The sequence below is a fragment of the Pseudomonas sp. AL10 genome, assembly GCF_029960685.1.
In the GTDB taxonomy this organism is placed as follows: Bacteria; Pseudomonadota; Gammaproteobacteria; order Pseudomonadales; family Pseudomonadaceae; genus Aquipseudomonas; species Aquipseudomonas lactis.
The window spans coordinates 1-19,309 of record NZ_JASBQZ010000023.1; the positions used below are offsets into that span (position 1 = coordinate 1).

Annotated in this window: 10 protein-coding genes; 3 read left to right on the plus strand and 7 right to left on the minus strand. The window is 61.5% G+C overall.

Annotated elements, in window-relative coordinates:
- Nucleotides 1-89: 89 nt before the first annotated feature.
- The gene (locus QK296_RS19425) at nt 90-1,358 is read right to left on the minus strand and encodes an Hsp70 family protein (protein WP_003188125.1); all 1,269 of its coding nucleotides are present in this window, start codon (nt 1,356-1,358) and stop codon (nt 90-92) included.
- 166 nt (nt 1,359-1,524) lie between these two features.
- On the opposite strand from QK296_RS19425, the gene QK296_RS19430 reads away from it, so the two are divergent.
- The 3 genes from QK296_RS19430 (at nt 1,525) to QK296_RS19440 (ending at nt 14,896) form a co-directional block, all read left to right on the plus strand.
- Nucleotides 1,525-8,472 carry a DUF6543 domain-containing protein gene (locus QK296_RS19430; RefSeq protein ID WP_057709621.1) on the plus strand — a complete coding sequence of 2,316 codons (6,948 nt, stop codon included), beginning with the start codon at nt 1,525-1,527 and terminating at the stop codon, nt 8,470-8,472.
- 230 nt (nt 8,473-8,702) lie between these two features.
- Complete coding sequence (locus tag QK296_RS19435; protein ID WP_003188131.1) at nt 8,703-9,641, plus strand: DnaJ C-terminal domain-containing protein; 939 nt, start codon at nt 8,703-8,705, stop codon at nt 9,639-9,641.
- A gap of 83 nt (nt 9,642-9,724) precedes the next feature.
- Nucleotides 9,725-14,896, plus strand: a complete 5,172-nt coding sequence (locus QK296_RS19440; RefSeq protein ID WP_282391195.1) for a DUF6543 domain-containing protein — start codon at nt 9,725-9,727, stop codon at nt 14,894-14,896.
- Here QK296_RS19440 and ureC read toward each other — a convergent pair.
- From ureC to QK296_RS19470, 6 genes are all read right to left on the minus strand, one after another.
- A complete protein-coding gene (ureC, locus tag QK296_RS19445) occupies nt 14,893-16,593 on the minus strand; it encodes an urease subunit alpha (RefSeq protein ID WP_003188133.1) in 1,701 nt (566 codons plus the stop codon). The genes QK296_RS19440 and ureC overlap by 4 nt on opposite strands.
- Before the next feature lie 111 nt (nt 16,594-16,704).
- Nucleotides 16,705-17,010: an urease subunit beta gene (locus tag QK296_RS19450; RefSeq protein ID WP_282391196.1), complete on the minus strand. Its 306-nt coding sequence runs from the start codon at nt 17,008-17,010 to the stop codon at nt 16,705-16,707.
- A complete protein-coding gene (locus tag QK296_RS19455; protein WP_003188137.1) occupies nt 17,007-17,540 on the minus strand; it encodes a GNAT family N-acetyltransferase in 534 nt (177 codons plus the stop codon). Before QK296_RS19455 ends, QK296_RS19450 begins: the two co-directional genes overlap by 4 nt.
- 5 nt (nt 17,541-17,545) lie before the next feature.
- Nucleotides 17,546-18,058, minus strand: coding sequence for a GNAT family N-acetyltransferase (locus QK296_RS19460; RefSeq protein ID WP_003188138.1), 513 nt, complete (start codon nt 18,056-18,058; stop codon nt 17,546-17,548).
- A gap of 9 nt (nt 18,059-18,067) precedes the next feature.
- A complete protein-coding gene (ureA, locus tag QK296_RS19465) occupies nt 18,068-18,370 on the minus strand; it encodes an urease subunit gamma (protein WP_003171437.1) in 303 nt (100 codons plus the stop codon).
- Nucleotides 18,371-18,462: 92 nt separating this feature from the next.
- Nucleotides 18,463-19,302: an urease accessory protein UreD gene (locus QK296_RS19470; RefSeq protein ID WP_282391197.1), complete on the minus strand. Its 840-nt coding sequence runs from the start codon at nt 19,300-19,302 to the stop codon at nt 18,463-18,465.
- Between the last annotated feature and the right edge of the window lie 7 nt (nt 19,303-19,309).

The following is a 19,309-nucleotide window of genomic DNA, read 5'->3' on the forward strand; positions in this document are numbered from 1 at the left end:
CTTGAGATCAAAAGCAGATCAAGATCAAGAGCGGCTCGCTTCGCATCGTGGTTACTGTCGGAGGGGGGCGCCACGGTGTCAGCTACAACTCAGCAACCGTAACGCTTGCTCGCCTCAATCGCCAAACCACTGCCAATACTGCCGAAGATATTGCCTTCCACATGCCGCGCATTCGGCAGCATTGCCGAGATGCTGTGGCGCAGTGCCGGGATGCCGCTGGAGCCGCCGGTGAAGAACACCGTGTCCACTTGCGCCACGCTCACCGAGGCGTCGTTGAGCAACTGCGTGACGCTGCCGCGTACGCGTTCCAGCAGATTGTCGATGGACGACTCGAACAGCGCGCGGCTCAGGTCTACGCTCAGGCCGGCTTCGATGCGGTCCAGCGGCACGTGGCGGCTGTCTGCCTGGGTGAGCTGGATCTTGGTCTCTTCCACTTCCATGGCCAGCCAGTGCCCGGCGCGCTGTTCGATCAGCTTGAACAGGCGGTCGATGCCGCCGGTGTCTTCGATGTCGTAGCGCATGCTGCCCAGGGCCAGCTGGGATTTTTGTGAGTACACCGAGTTGATGGTATGCCAGGTGGCCAGGTTCATGTGGTGGCTGGTAGGCATGTAGGCGCCGCTTTTCATGCGGCTGCCGTAGCCGAACAGCGGCATCATGCCGGCTAGCGAGAGCTGTTTGTCGAAGTCGGTACCGCCGATGTGCACGCCGCCGGTGGCGAGGATGTCGCTCTGGCGGTTGTCGTTGTGACGACGCTCCGGCGACAGGCGCACCAGGGAGAAGTCGGAGGTACCACCGCCGATGTCGACGATCAGCACCAGCTCTTCTCTGGTGATGGTGGACTCGTAGTCGAAGGCAGCAGCAATCGGTTCGTACTGGAAGGAGATGTCCTTGAAGCCGATCTTGCGCGCCACGTCCACCAGGGTGTTTTCCGCTTCCTGGTCGGCCATCGGGTCGTCATCGACGAAGAACACCGGGCGGCCCAGCACCACTTCTTCGAACTCACGGCCGGCGTTGGCTTCGGCGCGGCTCTTGAGTTGGCCGATAAACAGGGCCAGCAGGTCGGTGAAGGGCATGGCGGTGCCGAGCACGCTGGTGTCGTGCTTGATCAGCTTGGAACCCAGCAGGCTCTTGAGCGAGCGCATCAGGCGGCCTTCGTAGTTCTCCAAGTATTCGTGCAGCGCCAGGCGACCGTACACCGGGCGGCGCTCCTCGAAGTTGAAAAAGACCACTGACGGCAATGTGATCTTGTCGTCCTCCAGCGCGATCAGCGTCTCCTCGCCGGGGCGGATCCAGCCGACGGTGGAGTTGGACGTGCCGAAGTCGATGCCGCAGGCACGGGCTGGGGATGCGTTTTTCATGTCTCACAGGTTCCGGGCAAAAAACGGCCGCGCAGTGTATGCCACTGGCGCGCGGATGCGTAGACCGGTGATCCGTAAATCCACCGGCATTCGTGCTACATAGCTACGTCTTGAGCCTGCCGGGGTTTGGCTAGGCTGCGGTTTTACCGCTCACGGATGAACCGCTATGCCTGATGCAACCTTCACCGCCGACCTGCGCGGCGTGCACTACGACTTCCTCAAACAACGCGTGCCAAGCTGGTTCCTGGAGGGCACGACCCAGCGCCAGGAAGAGCTGGGCCAGCACGAGATGGACATTCCTTCCTGGTACCTGGCCGCGACTCACCAGGACAAAACCGCCCTGGCCGCGCAGCACACACGTTTTCGCGAAACCCTCAATTCAATCGAAGCGCATCTCGGCCAGATCGACGACATCCTCGCGTTCGCCGAGCAGCCGCTCAAGGACGCACTCAAAAAGCAGTTCAACCTGGAGCTGGATGTACGCAATGTGTTCTTCGTGCGCAAATATGCCTACAAAGGTGCTCGCGATGATTTTTATGGCGCCTTCGTGTTTGACCAGCAAAACGATCCCTCCCTGACCCACACCTACCGAGGTGTCTCCCTGCTGGAAGCGGCCCTGGCCAATTTCGAGGCCGATGAAGAACAGCCATCGCCGTGCAACGATTGCCAACTCATTACCCGCTGGAACCCCGACAACCCCCATATCATCGCGACATTCGCGGCCGTCAGCGCCCACGCCGTGGCGATCAAGCCCCATGAGTTTGCCAAGCTGTGCCGCTCCCTGGACCTCGGCGCCCAGTATCACAAGCACATCAAGGAGGTGGTCGAACCCGACGCCGCCCAGGAGCGCGAGGCGCTGGAGCAAGTGCTTGAGGAGCATCAACGCCAGCAACTGGCGCTGAGCATCGAGATTGCCCGGTTGCAGTTAAACGGCGCGTTGAGTGCCGATGCCTATCAGATGCTCAAACAGGTGGTAGCCGGTTCCGGCACGCCGAAGCTTGCGGGTAAGCCGGTTACCTATGCCGCCCTCAAGGTACTGGACAGCGTGCTGGTGGGGCCGCTGCTGATCGGGCCAGACCGTGCACATTCGGACCGTACCGAGCGCCTGGTGGTGTACATACCCGGCGACCCGCAACAGCCGGTCAAGGAGTACGCCTCCAGTGGCGAGTTCATGGTCGACCTGCGCATGCGCTTGCACAGCGCGTCGTATCGACGCTTTTTCAGCCGCTTTGTACCGGTGCGCGAGCAAGGCGGATTTTTCGCTCGTTTCAACCGGTTGTACCAGCCCGCCGACAATGACAACGGCGGGACGGATTATCCGCTGCGTAAGGCGTTGGTGCATTTGCCCATGGACGAGTTCCTCCTCAGCGGTGATCTCTGGCAGCGCAGTCGCCAGGCGCATATCCGCAAGATCTTGAGTGATGCGCGGGCCGTGGCCGTACCCACCGAGGACGAGGACCGCAAGGCGCGGCTGGAGCGCCTGGAAAGTTTTTTCGATGCCGCTGTCAGCGTGTTCAACCTGGCGGCCTTCGTGGTGCCAGGGCTGGGGCCTATCATGCTGGCCGTGGGCGCGTCGCAGATGTGCTACGAGGTGTTTGAAGGGATAGAAGCCTATGGGCAAGGCGAGCCACGGCAAATGTGGGCGCATTTTGCGTCGGTGGCGTTGAACGTGGCGTTTATTGCCACCGGCGCCAAGGTGTTGCCCGCCATCAAATGGCAAAGCGCGGTGGACCACCTCAAGCCTGTGACGATGCCGTCCGGCAAGCAGGTGCTGTGGAACCCTGACCTCGCGCCCTACGCGTCGCCGGTCAAACCGGCGCCCGAGGCCAAGGCCAACGCGCTGGGCCTGTATAACCACGACGGTCAACAGTTGCTGGCATTCGAGGATGCGCATTATCAGGTCAGGCAAGACCCTCACACCGGCGATTACCGCATTCAGCACCCGACGCGGCTCGACGCTTATGCACCGGAGCTGGAGCACAACCACAACGGCGTTTGGACCCACGAGCTGGAAGAACCGCTGACTTGGGACGAATCAACCCTGCTCAAACGCTTGGGGCTTGCCGAGCAGGCCGACCCGCTGCGTATCAGCGGCGTCGACACCGACGTGTTGCGCCAGGCCGCGGTCCATCACGAGCCACTGCCGTTGCTGCTGGAAGACACGCTCAAGCGCTTCCAATTGCACCAACAGCTCACCACCTTTGTCGAGCAGATAAAAAGCAGCGACCCATTGGTGTACTCGAAAGCCGAACCGGCGCTGCAATTTGACCTGCTTCAGCGCCGTGGCCTGCTGCCCGACAACGTGGCGCTGAAAGTTATCGGCCCTCAGGGCGAGGTGCTCTGGGAGGCAGCTGATGCACCGGCGTCGGCCAGCAAGCGCGTCATGGTGGTGACCGAAAGCGCCATGGCCCAGGGCCGTTTGCTCCGGGAGTTGCTGTACACCTTGCAGGGTGTCGACCCGCTGCTCAAAGAGTTTCCAGGTAGCCCCGAGGAATCGCTGGAGGTGCGCGCGGGCAAGCTGCGCCATTATCTCGGCGATGCCGTTGACACCCTCAAGGGGCCGTTGCTGGAACAACGCTACCAAGTGCTGAACCCTACGACCGATGCCGATGTACAACGTTTGCTGGATACCTATCCTGCCTTGCCCACAGCGGTCGCCGAGCGTGTGTTGCAAGGGGCGACGACAGATCAACTGCAGGCCTTTCGCAACACGCGCCGCTTGCCCGAGCCCCTGGCCACGCAAGCCCGATGGTGTGCCCAGGAAACCCGGGTGGCCCGTGCCTATGAAGGGTTGCACCTGGACACCCTGACGCACCTCGACAGCCAGCGCCTGGCCTTGCGCACCCTGGAAACCCTGCCGGGCTGGCACCGCGGCTCGCGCATCGAGCTGCGTCAGTATTCGGCTGAAGGCACGGTGCTGGATGCCATCGGCTCCCCTGACTTTCCGCATAAACGCACGCTGGTATTGCTGGAACGCGGCGACTTCCAAGCCTCCATGCCCGGCGATTTTTACAGCGCTATATGGGAACAATTGCCGCTCGATGAACGCCAGCGCCTGGGTCTGAGCAGTGCCGCTGAACTGAAGCAGACGATTCAACGCAGCCCGTTACCGCGTGAACCGTTGCGCACGGTGCTGGAGGAGAACCCGTTGCGTAAGCCTGACTATGACCCGATGGCCAGGCTGTTGGGCGGCGCGCCTGGGGTGCGACAGTTGTTAAGGACGGCAGGGAGTGTGCTTCGCTCCCCGGCGGAGCGGGTACGGCGGTTGTTTCCAACCTTCAGCGACGAACAGGTCACAGCGTTCATTGAGTCGCTGGGCACAGACGTGCGGGGCGAGTTGGCCAGCCGTGAGTTGGAGTACCGCACTCTGAAAAAAACCTTGAAGGTCTGGGCACAAGCAAAGGGGCCGCGGGCCTTGGCCCCTTACAGCGAGGAGTGGCGTGTGAGCGAAGAGATCAAACGCTGCTGGCGCCGTGAGACCGGGAACCAACTGCACATTCGCCTGCCGAGGGACAGTCTCTATTGGGTGGATTTGCCCGGCATAAAAGGGGGCTTCGACCATGTCCGGGAGTTGGTGTTGTCGAATGTCAAATGGGGTGGGCATTCCAGTGCGTTGTTCCTCGAAAACTTTACCGAGTTGAACAGCCTGAGCATCACGGGGGCCGAAATGACCGAGCTGCCTGCGGTGATTGGCGACATGAAACAGCTCACGTCGCTGAAGCTGCACGCCAACGGCCTGCAGTTGACCGAACGCAGCGCGGGACTGTTAAGCGATCTCAATGCGCTGCAAGTGCTCGACCTGTCGAGTAACCCATTGGGGGTGACGCCAGACTTCAGTGGCATGCCCCATTTAAGAGAGCTGAATCTATTCTGGACGCGAATCGAGCGGTGGCCGTCGGGGTTGAGAGAGCAGGCCGGGCTGGAGCGCCTCGACCTGCGCCAGAACCGTCTGCAACAGGTACCGCAGGACAACCTGGTGCCGCCCGCGGATCAATTGGAAGCCGTGGCACGGATCAACAATGTCACCTTGCTTGAGGATAATCGCTTCCCGCCCGATTACTGGAAAACCTTCGATAAGTACTGGCAGGACCTGGCCCAGTCTCGACCCGACCTGTTGCAAGGGGCGCTTGAGGGCGCTTTCGACAGTAAAAATCCGCGCATCGAGAAGGTGGTGTACATGTACCCTGAGTACTCCGTGCAGAAGGCCAGGGCGCTTATCTGGTCCTGGGGTGAAGGGGCTGAGGCGCAGCTGAACCGCCTTTGGCAAGAGCATTCTGTGCTGCTCCGGCAGTTGAACGGATGGCTGTTTTCAGGCGGTGGTGAGCGCCAGCGCTATGTGCGTGTCGGCGAGCGTGCCAATGACGCAGGGTCTTTGCGTGACCGCCACCATGCCTGGGAGCGTATCTTGCGCTGCTGGAGGCAAGACACACCGCAACAGCTCACCAATGATGGCGAACCTTTCGGGCTTGAGTTGAACCTCAGTGATCTGAACCTGCCGAGCCTGCCTGACCTGGATGCGGATTTCAGCCATGTGGGTTCGCTCAAACTGAGCAATATGAACCTGCGAACCTCGCCGGAAGGGTTCCTCGCGCGTTTTCGCGGCGTGCGCTGGCTCGACTTGTCGAACAACCAGTTGCGTGAGTTACCGCCGGCGGTTGGGCAGATGCATGGCTTGACCCGCTTGTCCCTGCAAAACAACCGGATCCGCCTGACTGCCGATTCCGCGGCGATACTTTCCTCACGCATCACACTCAAGGCTCTGGTGCTCAATTCAAACCCTCTGAGCAGGGCGCCGGACTTCAGCCAAATGACCAATCTGCACTCGTTGGGCATGGGGGCCACCGGCCTCGATACGTGGCCTACCGGGTTGGACGAGCTCCCCCTGTTGGACATGGTGTACCTGCGAGGCAACAATATTTCCACCTTGCCCGATGCGCTGGTCGCACCGTCGGATGAGCAACTGGAACAGACACTGCGGGTCACCCGGGTCACCGACCTGGGCCTGAACCCGCTGTCCGCCGATACGCGTCAACGCATCAACGCCTACGGCGACCGGCTCACCGCCACAGAACGAGCAGCCAATCGATTGGTCGCCAGCGTGACGAGTGCGGTGGATGGCCCGGTGGAGCTGCATGGCGCGGATGCTCCGTTTCGGCGCTGGTCCACGGGCTTTTCCACTGAGCAATTGGCGCAGCGCCGGCTCCAGTGGTCCACCCTGCGTGCATTACCCGGTTCGGACGGCTTCTTTGAAGTGCTCCGGGACCTGGAAATAGCGCCCGCCGGTCTTGAGGACTTGCAGCGCCGCATCTGGGAGGTGATCGATGGCATCACGCAAAACAGCAATGAGTCCGAGCAGTTGCGCAAGGAGATGTTCGAGTGGGCGGGGCGGGCGGCCTGCTGTGACCGGGCGGCATTGACCTTCAGCAACCTGGAGATCCTGCTGATGACCCACAACGCCAAGGCGCTCGCTTTGGACTCGACCCAGGGTGCGGCCCTGCTGAAGCTGTCCAAGGGGCTGTTCCGTCTCGATGAGCTGGAAAAGATCGCCCTGGAGGATATCGACCAGCGCAGAGCCGCGATCACCGCACGCGAGGGCTTGACCCCCACCCAACGTGAGAGGGCCTTGAGGGCCGTGGAAGAGGTTGAGGTGCGCATGGCGTATCGCCATGAGCTCAAGGATCGCCTTGAATTGCCCGGTCAACCACAGCACGCCCGGTTTGCCCATTTCGGCAATGTGACCCAGGAAATGCTCGATGCGGCCTACCTACGGGTGCTCAGCCTGGATAACTCCGCCCAGGAGTTGCAAGCCATGCTCGCCAGAGACTTCTGGAAAGACTATGTGGCGAATAAATACCGTGCGCAGTTTGAAGCACAGAACGACCCCCATCACGATCAAATGGAAGCCTTGCAGCGCGATTTCGAGGCCGGGACACTGCCTCGCGCCAGCTACGACACCAAGGTCAAGGCATTGCAGGCGCAGTTCGAGATCGAAGAAGCGCAATTGATCGAACGCTTGAGTCGCGATGAAGTGGCGCAGGCGCTGGTTCCGACGGCAAGCCTTGAAGTCTTGGTAGAAAGCGCCGGCCCCGGGCTGCAACTGTCTCAGGCGCAAGCCATCGACTTTAATGGCAAGCGCTACTTCGTGGCGAGCATGCCCGATGCGGGCGATGGCGAGCACTACGTGTTATGGGTACAAGCGGCGGATAACCCCTTGCGTTTGACCAGCAGCGCAATCGTCGCCAAGCCTGATGTCAATGGAGTGTGGCGACGTAGAGGCCTGGCGGGCGGGATGGTGCAGCCGGGGTCCGACGATGAGTTTGTCGATGCTTCGGAATCCATGCCGGTGAAGCCCTATACCACGGCCGAACTCAGTTACATGCGCCGGGAAGTGCACTTCACGGCCAACCCTAATCCGGTCGGCAGTTACATCCGCGCCAACAATGGCAAGTACCCCCTCAGGGATTACCAGGGCAGGCCGATCCGTATCCGCTCCCTGGAAAGGCAAGTGACCTTGGACTCCGGCACCCAATACACCTCCGCGCAGGTCAAACCCTACATTCAGTTTGAAGGGTATGAGCACGTCGGCGCACGCTATGAAGCGCAACTGCAACTGCGCACATTCACGGCACAGGATGTGAAAGTGCCGGGCGAAAAGGCGTTGATCGGCCAGTCCATGGTGGTGGCCAACCGGCGTATTGCCAAAGGGGAAATCGTCGGTGTATACGGCGGTACCGTATTGCCGTCGGGTATCTTCGGCGAGGGCGGCCAGACCTACACCATGAAGGTGGGCAGCCAGAGGGTTGCCCAGGGCAATAGTCTGGTGGAGCTGCCGATCCATTTGTCGGGGGACAATATTCTGTCGCGGATAAACACCCACTTTGAGTACGACGACAACGGCAAGCCGCTGCGCCAGGCGCCAGGTGGCTATAACGTCGAGACGGTGGGGTTTGATGTCGAGGCCGATATGTGGCTGGGCGTGGGGCCAGGGGCGCAGGTAAAGCGCAAACCCTTCATCCTCAACGCTCTTTTCGCCACAGAAGCTATCGCCGCGGGCACCGAACTGCGCATGGACTACCAGTACACCGAGGGGATGATAAAAAAGCAGTTCGCCTGATCCTACCCGCATCGGTAATCGGTCCGTCGTCGTAAATAGCGCTATCCCATCTTGAAAGGCGGCGTTTTGCCCCAATCTTGTGGGCATATCCAGGCGGTACACAGCCATTGCATGACGTCTGTGTGCCGCCGCTTAACTTATGACGCGCCCTGACATCAATTCCCAGGCTGCCAGCCATGGCGTGCCGTGTGGCGGGCTGCGCGATATCGATAACGGATGGTGATGCCCCCATGGATTTCAAAGACTACTACAAGATTCTCGGTGTCGAGCCGACGGCTGACGACAAGGAGATCAAGTCGGCTTATCGCAAGCTGGCGCGTAAATATCACCCGGACGTCAGCAAGGAAAAGGATGCCGAATCCAAGTTCAAGGATGCGTCCGAGGCCTATGAAGCGCTGAAAAGTGCCGACAAACGCGCCGAATACGATGAACTGCGCAAATACGGCCAGCATGGCCAGCCGTTCCAGGGGCCACCGGGTTGGCAGAGCCGTGGAGGCTTTGGTGGCGGCCAGGACGCGGGCGATTTTTCGGACTTTTTCAGTTCGATCTTCGGTTCGCGCGGCGATGCCTTCGGTGGCGGCCAGCGCCGTCCTACCGGGCGCAAGGGCCAGGATGTGGAGATGCAGCTCATGGTTTCCCTGGAGGAAACCCTGTCCACCGAGTCCAAGCAGATCAGCTTCCAGGTGCCACAGTACGATGCTTCCGGTCGGCATGTGAGCAACACCACCAAAAGCCTGAACGTGAAGATCCCGGCCGGTGTGGCCGATGGCGAGCGCATTCGGCTCAAGGCCCAGGGCGCGCCGGGCATTGGTGGCGGGGCCAATGGTGATTTGTACCTGATCATCAAGTTCGCACCCCACCCCAAGTTCGAGGTGGACGGCGAAAACCTGATCATCAACCTGCCGCTGGCACCCTGGGAACTGGCGCTGGGCACGGAAGTGGCCGTGCCGACTCTCACCGGCAAGATCAACCTCAAGGTGCCTGCCGGTAGCCAGAACGGCCAGCGTATGCGTGCCAAGGGCCATGGTTTGCTGAACAAGGCCGGGCAACGCGGCTATCTGTTCATCCAGCTCAAGGCCGTCATGCCCAAGGCGGCGGATGATGAGGTCAAGGCATTGTGGGAGGCCCTGGCGCAAAAGGCTGCGTTCAATCCGCGCGAGCAGTTCTGAACGGGTCATTGATTTAGTTAGCGCCAGCCGCAAAAACGGCGCGCCTAGGATGACAACCTCTTCCAAGAAAAGGTTGTCATCCCATGCCGGACCTTCAAGTCACCGACCCCGCCACCCCGCCTCCTGGTGAGCAGGGCCAGCATTACGAACTGATCAAGCAGGCGATCCCCACTTGCCTGGTCAACAGTTCGCCCTCCCGTCGCAAGGCCCTCAAGGACACGCCGCCGGCTATTCCCCGCTGGTATGACGCCGCTTCCCAGGCACGCAAAGATCAGCTCAAAGTGCTGCTGGACGCCCGTTGCGAGTCGCTCAACGAACTGGAGAAAACTTTCAGTCACATACGCTCGGAGCAAGCGTTTGCCCAACCCTTGCTGGAAGCCAAGCTAAAGGCTATCGGCCATGAGCTGGACGTCAATCAAACCTGGTTGCGCCTGTATGTACCGGTCGAAGATGCCTTTGGCGTGAAGACCGGTGGCTTCAGGGTCAAAACGTTCTCCCTGCTGCACGCTGCCCTCGGCAACTTTGAGCAACGGGAGACTCGAGAGGGCTATTTCAACAGCGCCTCAGGTTTCATTACCCAACCGGACGTGCGCGATCATTTCGAGCGCCACACCACGACCCTGAAGATTCATGCGTTCACCCAGCTGTGCCGAGACCTGGACCTGGGCAAGCAGTACCAGGCTCACCTCAAGGCACAGTTGAAACCTGACGACGCCAAATCCCAAGCCGAACTGCGCGAACGTTACGTCCGGCATCAGAAAGCCGCCTTCAAGGCGGCGGCGTACCTGGCGTTGCTCAAAGGCGACATTGGCGACAGCGACCACGCGCTGCTGATGCGGGTGGCGGCCGGGGAAAAACATATTCTCAGCGACGGTAAGCCCATCGGGTATCGCAGCCTGAGCCTGATGAACCTGCATGTGCACGATTGCCTGGTCATCGACACTTGCGCCAAGCCTGGCTACACCTGCTGGGTCATCGTCTATATTCCCGATGACCCCGACCATCCCATCAAGCGGTATGAAAGCTTCAATGACTTTCGCAATGATTTGACCGAGCGCCTGAGCGCGAAAACCACCCAGCAAGCTGACCGCTCCCAAGGCTGGAAGGCTACGCCGAACCAGCATTTTTTTGCCCGGTTCGTTGCCGACAAAGACCGCGCCTACTACTACAAACGACTGACCGAACTGGTGCTGGACGCACCTCCCCAGCCGTTTGGTGCACAGGCCTTGCGATCGGAGTGGGGGCGCTTGCTGACTTCTCCGTCCTTTGCCACGCCTTCGGCACTGGGCGAACCCCAGCCCTACGTGCGCGTGCATGCCACTGCCCCTGAATTCAACATTCGCGCCCACACCCTGACGGACCTATGGCAAGTTGCAGACCTGTGGACCTATCGCCTGGGCAGCCTGCGTACGCGGCTGTTCGAGAACGCCCGGCATCGTGCGGTGAGCACCGCCGATGTCGATGAGGCCTCGCGTTCACTGCGCGCTGCGCATTACCTGAGTATCGGCCTGTTCGGCCTGAACCTGGTGGCCATGGCGGTGCCGCCGCTGGGTGTGGTGATGGCTGTGGCGATGGCCGGGCAACTACTTTACGAAGTCATCGACGGTGTTATCGAGCTGAGCGAAGGCGACCGCGAAGCGGGCTGGGCGCACATCACCGACGTGGTGGAAAACCTGGCGGCGCTGGCGGTACAGGCAGCCGTGGTGCACTTCACCGTGTCGCCGTTTATCGAGCAGCTCAAGGCCGTTACCCTGCCCAGTGGCAAGACTCGGCTCTGGAAACCCGACTTGTCGGCCTATGAGCACACCGCGTCCCTCCCTTCAGTGGCGGCGGATGAGCAAGGCCTGCACCGGCACAACGGCCAGACCGTGCTGCCGTTGGAGGGCAAACGCTATGCCGTGCAACAAGACCCGCTGACCGAGCAATTCCGCATCCTCCATCCCACACGTGCCGAGGCCTATCAACCGATATTGAAGAGCAACAGCGCTGGCCTCTGGAACCATGAAGTGGAACGCCCGCACACCTGGGAAGGCGCCACGTTGATGCGGCGATTGGGCCCGGTGACGGAGGGCTTCAGCGATGCCGAGTTGGAGCAGGCGCGCAGCGTGGCGGCTGTGAGTGAGGACGTGCTGCGCCGCGTGCATGTGGAAGGCGAGGCGGTACCGGCGATCCTGCTCGACACCCTGCGCCAGTTCAGGGCGTATCGCGATGCGGTGAACGTCGCCGACGGCATTCGCCAGGGCTCGCTCAGCAGCGCACTGTGCAGCTATGCCGCATCCCTGGCGGTGGAGTTGCGGGGATGGCCAGCGAGCAAGGCGATCGAGGCATTTGCCGGCACCGAGTTGAGCGGGCCGTCGATCAAATACGGTAATCAGCAGGCCGCGGCGGCGGACACCGTGCAGGTCCACCGCGCCGATTTGATGAGCGGCCAGTTGCCCATACGCATTATCGAAGCGCTCAGCGAACCTCAGCGCGATGCTCTGGTGGGCAGTTACACCGCCCGCACACCCGAGGCGAGAACCGAGGCCCTGAGATTGAAACTCGAACAAAGGGCCATCGAGGTGCGCGAGCGGTTGATGAAGAGTATCTACGTCGAGCAGCAGCCACCCTCCGACACCGCGATTATGCTGATCCAGCGCGACTTCAGTGGCGTGCCGACGATTTTGGCGCGCGAAGTGCTGGTGGACGCGACGCCGAGCGAGCGCGACACGATGAACCGCGCCAAGCGCATTCCCCTGCGCCTCGCTGAAAAGGCGCGCCGGGCGCAGCAGCAAATGCGCCTGACCCTCGCGTATGAAGGCTTGTACCTCGACGCGTTGGCCGGCCCAGACACCGAAACCCTGGCCCTCAACACACTGGCGGCGCTTCCCGGCTGGTCGGACAATCTGCGTCTGGAAGTTCGCGAAGGCCGGCTTGAAGGCCCGCTGCGCGCCAGCTTTGGCCCTCTGGAGGCGAGCAATCGCAAGGTGCTGGTGCGCGTGGAGGATGGGCGCTACCAAGCCTTTGATGAGCGCGGCCAGCACCTGCATGGGCTCAATGGTTTCTATGGTGCTTTGCAGCATGCGTTGACCGATGCCCATCGCAACGCGATTGGCGTGCCCCACGTCGGCCAGGGTGAGCAATTGAAGGGGTTGATCAAGCAGCATGCAATAGGCCGAGTACCGTTGCGCAAAGCCTTGGGCATGTCGCCGGAAAAACTGGCGTTTTTTCGACCGCCGAGCGTGTTGCCGGGTGAGCGTCGCGGCTATCCATTGAGCGGGCGGGGTGGCACTGATTGGGAGAGGATCACACGGGAACGGATTCGCAGCCTGTACCCGGAGATCACCCGGGACGAAATGCTCGCCATGATCAACGAGCGCGGCGCGCTGGATCTGAGCTGGCTGCGCGCGCTGGAGCAAGAGCACAAGACCCTGCAATCCACCTTGCATAAATGGCTGAGCACACAACCCGAGGGCATGGAGGCGTTTGGTGAACAGCATCGCAAGATGCTAAGGGCCAGGCGCAAGATTTATGCAGCGCTGGATGACGCCTGGCGAAAGGTTGGCCCACGGCACTACGACAGAAGTGGGCGGCTCTTGGGGCAGAAAATCGAATGGTTGGAAGAGGACCTGGCGCAGCAGTTACGGACCTTGCCCGCGCTGACCGCAGACTTCGACCATGTCAGTTACCTGGGCATTGTCGGAACCGCAGGCTCGGAGCTGGCGGATGCGGACGTGCAGCCATTGCTCGCGAACTTTCGCGGGCTGCGTCGATTGGGGATCGAGGCTGCTCAACTGACACGCCTGCCGTCCGCCATCGAACACATGCCGCATCTGCAGCGCTTGCATTTGGGCGGCAACGATATTGTCCTGACGCCTGAAGACGTCCTGCGCTTGAAAGATCGGGTGCATCTCAAGGAGTTGTTTTTGGACATGAACCCACTCGGCTTGCCACCCGATGTCGGGCGCATGCCGCGCTTACAGACCTTGCTGCTTAATGACACAAGCCTGGAGGAGTGGCCTGCCAGTGTGTTCCGTGTGCCCAGGCCGGAAAATTTCATTCTGGATATGCGGCAGAACCCGATAGCGCGGATTCCCGAGTTCGCGCCGGGCTCGGATAAGGCACTGATTGTGGCGAAAACCTTCCTCACCCGTGAAGAGCTGACGCCTGAGCTGCTTGCTCAATTCAAGCGGTACATCGAGGCCGTCGGCCGCGATCCGGATCGCCAGTTGCCCAAGAGAGGGGCGCTGGACAGCCAGCAGTGGAAAACCGGTTATTCGGCGCAGGAGTGGCCCTCCAGGCAAGTGTTGTGGGACATGTTGGAAGAGTCGTTTGGCTCCGAGGGTTTTTTCAATCTTCTTCGTGCCGTCAGGCGTTCGGGGGATGCGACAGCCGCTAGCGGTGTGTGGTTGCCAGAGCTGACAGCGAAGGTCTGGCGCATGCTCGAGGCCATGGGCGAGGATGCCCAGTTGCGCGAGCAACTGTTCCTGATGGCCAGGGACCCCGCAGCCTGCGTGGACGCCGGAGCCCTGATGTTCAATGCGATGGGCGTTGCCGTGCTGCATTGGTCGGCGTACTTCAGCGAGGATGTGGCCTCCGTGCGCAAGGCTGTCTTCAACCTGGCCAGGGGCAAGTGGCGGCTCGATGAGTTGGGCCGTATCGCCCATGAGCGCGTGTCCCAACTGCAGGCCGACGGCGTCAAGTTTCCGGAGTACGACGCGCAAGGCGCACGCGTCGATCATTACGATGCCCACGGCAATGTGATCGCCGATATCGACGAAGTCGAGATCTACCTGGCGTACACAACGCCACTGGCAACCCGCCTGGACCTGCCCTGGCAATCGCGGAGCATGATGTTCCGCGAGGATTATGTGACGGCGCCCATGGTCGAGACGGCATTCAACCGCGTACAACTGCTGGACCAAGGCGAACTGCTGCGTGGCAACCTGCTGGAGCAACCGATGTGGACCGACTTTCTGCAGCGCGCTCATTCCGCTGACTACGCGCCGATTGCCGCAAAGTTCGATGCACTGATCGACTATCAGGCCGCGCAGGAACAATGGGCTGGCGCTGCCCACCTCCCCGAGAGAGCGAGGCAGGCCCTGCGTCAAACCATCAGCCAGGCGGCCCGGCGCCTGGGCCGATCGGCTTCGGAAAGTGAACCGGGGCAACTGATGCCCCAGCAAGACTACGATGACACCTTTGGCCGCATCAATGCCGAGCTGATCACCTTGAACCAGACACTGACCGATCAAGCGATCAGCGCCATTCTCTAGAACAGGAAGTACCGCTGGGCCATCGGCAACACCTCGGCCGGTTCGCACCACAGCAACTGACCGTCAGCCTTGACCTGATAGGTTTGCGGGTCAACCTCGATGTCCGGCAGGTAATCGTTGTGGATCAGGTCGGTTTTCTGCACATCGCGGCAACCCTTGACCACCGCGATCTGCTTCTTCAGGCCCAGGGCCTCGGGCAGTCCGGCCGCCTGCGCGGCCTGGCTGATAAACGTCAGGCTGGTGGCGTGCAGGGAGCTGCCGAAGCTGGCGAACATGGGGCGGTAATGCACCGGCTGCGGCGTCGGGATCGAGGCGTTGGCGTCGCCCATCAGGCTCGAAGCAATGGCGCCGCCCTTGAGGATCAGCGTGGGCTTGATGCCGAAAAAAGCCGGGCGCCACAGCACCAGGTCGGCCCATTTGCCGACTTCGATGGAGCCGACGATATGGCTGATGCCGTGGGTGATCGCCGGGTTGATGGTGTATTTGGCGATGTAGCGCTTGGCGCGGAAATTGTCGTTGCCGGGGCCGTCGCCGGGCAGCGGGCCACGCTGTTTTTTCATCTTGTCGGCGGTCTGCCAGGTGCGTGTGATCACCTCGCCGACGCGGCCCATAGCCTGGCTGTCGGAACTGATCATCGAGAACGCGCCGAGGTCGTGCAGGATGTCTTCGGCGGCGATGGTTTCGCGGCGGATGCGGCTTTCGGCGAAGGCCACGTCTTCGGCAATGCTCGGGTCCAGATGGTGACACACCATCAACATGTCCAGGTGTTCGTCGATGGTATTACGCGTGAACGGCCGCGTCGGGTTGGTGGAGCTGGGCAGCACATTGGGGAAACCGCAGGCCTTGATGATATCCGGCGCATGCCCGCCACCGGCGCCTTCGGTGTGGTAGGTGTGGATGGTGCGGCCCTTGAGCGCGGCGAGGGTGGTTTCGACAAAGCCGGACTCATTGAGGGTGTCGCTGTGGATCGCCACCTGCACGTCATATTGGTCAGCGACGCTCAGGCAGTTGTCGATGCTGGCGGGCGTGGTGCCCCAGTCTTCGTGCAGCTTCAAGCCGATAGCACCGGCCTTGACCTGCTCGATCAGCGGCTCGGGCAAACTGGCGTTGCCCTTGCCGGTAAAGCCAATGTTCATCGGGAACGAATCGCTGGCCTGCAGCATCCGCGCAAGGTGCCACGGGCCGGAGGTGCAGGTGGTGGCATTGGTGCCGGTGGCCGGCCCCGTGCCGCCGCCGATCATGGTGGTGACGCCGCTGGTCAGGGCCTCTTCGATCTGCTGTGGGCAAATGAAATGCACGTGGGAGTCGATGCCGCCGGCGGTGAGGATCATGCCTTCCCCGGCGATCACTTCGGTGCTGGCGCCGATGGCCATGGTCACGCCGGGCTGGATGTCCGGGTTACCGGCTTTGCCAATCGCGTGGATGCGGCCATTCTTCAAGCCAACGTCTGCCTTGACGATGCCCCAGTGGTCGATGATCAATGCGTTGGTGATCAGCGTGTCGACCACTTCATGGGCGAGCAATTGGCTCTGGCCCTGGCCGTCGCGGATTACCTTGCCGCCGCCGAATTTGACCTCTTCGCCGTAGATGGTGAAGTCCTGCTCGACTTCGACGAACAACTCGGTGTCGGCCAGGCGCACCTTGTCTCCGACGGTGGGGCCGTACATGTCGGCGTAGGCTTGGCGGGTGATTTTCATGTGTGTGCCCTGAACAATAGGTGTTGAATGTGAAATCGCTATCGCAGGCAAGCCAGCTCCCACAGGGGAATGCATTCCAACTGTGGGAGCTGGCTTGCCTGCGATGAGGCCCTAAAGGTCGCCCATGACCCGCCCTGCAAACCCAAATACCCGCCTTGCACCACTCAACTCCACCAACTCCACCACCCGACGCTGCCCCGGCTCAAACCGCACCGCCGTGCCCGCCGGAATATTAAGGCGCATGCCACGGCTGGCCGCTCGGTCGAATTCCAGCGCGTCATTGGTCTCGAAAAAATGGTAATGCGAGCCTACCTGAATCGGCCGGTCGCCGCTGTTGGCTACGCCGAGGGTGAGGGTGCGGCGGCCGACATTCAGTTCGATCTCGCCAGGCTGGATCTGATATTCACCAGGAATCATGCAGGTTGCCCCAGGGTCTTGAAGTAGATGGCGGTCGGGCTGTAGCGCCCGTCCGGGCTTTGGCAATAGTCGGGCAGCTCACCGATCTTGGTGTAGCGCAGCGACTGGTAAAAGGCTTCGGCGCCGGAGCCGGCCTCGGTGTCCAGGTACAACAGGCCACGCTTGTGCTGGCGCGCGGCGAGTTCCAGGGTATTCATCAATTGCTGGCCCAGGCCATGGCGACGGGCGCTGCTGTGCACCAGCAACTTCTGCACCTCGGCGCGGTTCAGGCCGTTGGCTTTCTGGCACAGCGCCAATTGCACGCTGGCGATCACCTGCTCGTCGCGCACCACCACCCACAGCAGCAGGCTGCTGTCCTCGACACCGGCTTGCACGCTGCTCAGGTAGTCCCGGGCCTGGGCCTCATCGAAGTCGGCCATGAAGCCCACCGAAGCGCCATGCTGCACCGCGTCCAGCAACAGCTCGATCAAGCCCCGGCGGTAATGGGCAAAGCTTTCCGCATTGACTCGACGCAGTTGTGCAGCGCTCATCGATGTCACTCCTTGGGCGGTTGTGCGCCCGGGTTCAAGGTCAGTTGCATAAAGGTCAGGTCGAGCCAGCGGCCAAACTTGATACCCACCTGGGGCATTTGCCCGGTGGTGATAAAACCCAGGCGTTCGTGCAGGCGGATCGAGGCCAGGTTGCCGCTTTCGATGGCCGCGACCATCACATGTTTGCCACAGGTGCGGGCGCGCTCGATCAACGCCGCCATCAGCCCTGGACCGAGGCCTTTGCCGCGCTGGTCGTTGCGCACATATACCGAGTGCTCGACGCTGTAGCGAAAGCCTTCGAAGGGGCGCCAGTCGCCGAACGAGGCGTAGCCGGTGACCTCGTCATTTTCCACGGCTACCAGGATCGGATAGCCCTGGGCCTGGCGCGCACTGAACCAGGCCTGGCGGTTAGCCAAGTCCACCGGTTGCTCGTTCCAGATCGCCGTGGTGTTCAACACCGCATCGTTGTAGATGGCGCGAATCGCCGGCAGGTCGTGTTCGGTTGCATCACGAATCATGGCCGCGCCTCAGGCAATGGGCTGGTGGACGGTGACCAGCTTGGTGCCGTCGGGGAATGTAGCTTCCACCTGGATATCCGGGATCATTTCCGGGATGCCTTCCATCACTTGTTCGCGGCTGAGCAGGGTGGTGCCGTAGTGCATCAGGTCGGCCACCGTGCGGCCATCGCGGGCGCCTTCCATCAGGGCGGCGGAGATATAGGCGATGGTCTCCGGGTAGTTGAGCTTCACCCCGCGCGCCAGGCGCCGCTCGGCGACCAGGCCTGCGGTGAAGATCAGCAGTTTGTCTTTTTCCCGTGGGGTCAGGTCCATGGTTCAGGGTCCTTCATAAAATTCATTCTTAAATACATAGAAGATCCCATGTGAAGCTGATTTATGTGGGAGCTGGCTCCACAGTTTGATCTTCATGTGCTCCAGATTCTTGGTGATATCGCTTCCCTGCCGAGTACGGCCGGTCGCAAAAGCCGCCATAAATCAATCAACCACCCCCGCGCCAGCAGCGCTTCACTGGCCAGGCACCGCGCCACCAGCAAACCGGGCAGTTGGGTCAGGTCACCGCGCACCGCGTGGGGCAGTGAGCGGCATTGTTCCAATAATTCAGGTTCGATCTCACCGGTCACCAACAATGTGGCAAACACCGGCTGCCCATCCAGCCCGATAGGCGAATCCAGCAACCCATCGGCGCCCACAATGCGCTGGCGCTCATGCCAGAGCAACTGGCCGTCGCGGCGAATGTCCAGGTGCGATTGAAAATGGCCCAGGTCGAACCGTTCGCCACTGGCCGGGCGCCCCAGGGCGACCACATCCCAATAGAACAACCGTGCATCGCCCAACAGCTCGATTCGCGTGGTGAGTTCGGCCTGGGCCGCGCTGAACACGATGGTTTCCTGAGGCAGCCATTCCAGGGTCGCGCCGGCTTCCACAGTCAGTTCAAGTTGCTGATACGCCGGGCCGCTGGCGCGGTACCACTTGGCGGCGCCGGGGCTGGTCAGTTGTGCCCAGGCTCCTGTGCCGACATGGGCGCTGATGTCCAGGCGATCGCCACCGGCAATCCCGCCGGGTGGGTGCACGATGATGTGCTGGCACACCTCGGGGCCTTCGGCGTACAGGTGCTTTTGCACCCGTAGCGGGCCCAGGTGGCGGCGCAGTACCGGGCGTGTGGTGTCTTTGACACGCGCATAGCCGAGTTCCAGCTCGGCGTGCCAGCTGGGGGTGAACAGGGCAGGGGTAACGGGCAGGTTCATGATGTGT

What these genes read in the sequence shown, in the direction of transcription:
- QK296_RS19425 (WP_003188125.1), bottom strand. Translation starts at nt 1,358, where the DNA reads ATGAAAAACGCATCCCCAGCCCGTGCCTGCGGCATCGACTTCGGCACG.
- QK296_RS19430 (WP_057709621.1), top strand. Translation starts at nt 1,525, where the DNA reads ATGCCTGATGCAACCTTCACCGCCGACCTGCGCGGCGTGCACTACGAC.
- QK296_RS19435 (WP_003188131.1), top strand. Translation starts at nt 8,703, where the DNA reads ATGGATTTCAAAGACTACTACAAGATTCTCGGTGTCGAGCCGACGGCT.
- QK296_RS19440 (WP_282391195.1), top strand. Translation starts at nt 9,725, where the DNA reads ATGCCGGACCTTCAAGTCACCGACCCCGCCACCCCGCCTCCTGGTGAG.
- ureC (WP_003188133.1), bottom strand. Translation starts at nt 16,593, where the DNA reads ATGAAAATCACCCGCCAAGCCTACGCCGACATGTACGGCCCCACCGTC.
- QK296_RS19450 (WP_282391196.1), bottom strand. Translation starts at nt 17,010, where the DNA reads ATGATTCCTGGTGAATATCAGATCCAGCCTGGCGAGATCGAACTGAAT.
- QK296_RS19455 (WP_003188137.1), bottom strand. Translation starts at nt 17,540, where the DNA reads ATGAGCGCTGCACAACTGCGTCGAGTCAATGCGGAAAGCTTTGCCCAT.
- QK296_RS19460 (WP_003188138.1), bottom strand. Translation starts at nt 18,058, where the DNA reads ATGATTCGTGATGCAACCGAACACGACCTGCCGGCGATTCGCGCCATC.
- ureA (WP_003171437.1), bottom strand. Translation starts at nt 18,370, where the DNA reads ATGGACCTGACCCCACGGGAAAAAGACAAACTGCTGATCTTCACCGCA.
- QK296_RS19470 (WP_282391197.1), bottom strand. Translation starts at nt 19,302, where the DNA reads ATGAACCTGCCCGTTACCCCTGCCCTGTTCACCCCCAGCTGGCACGCC.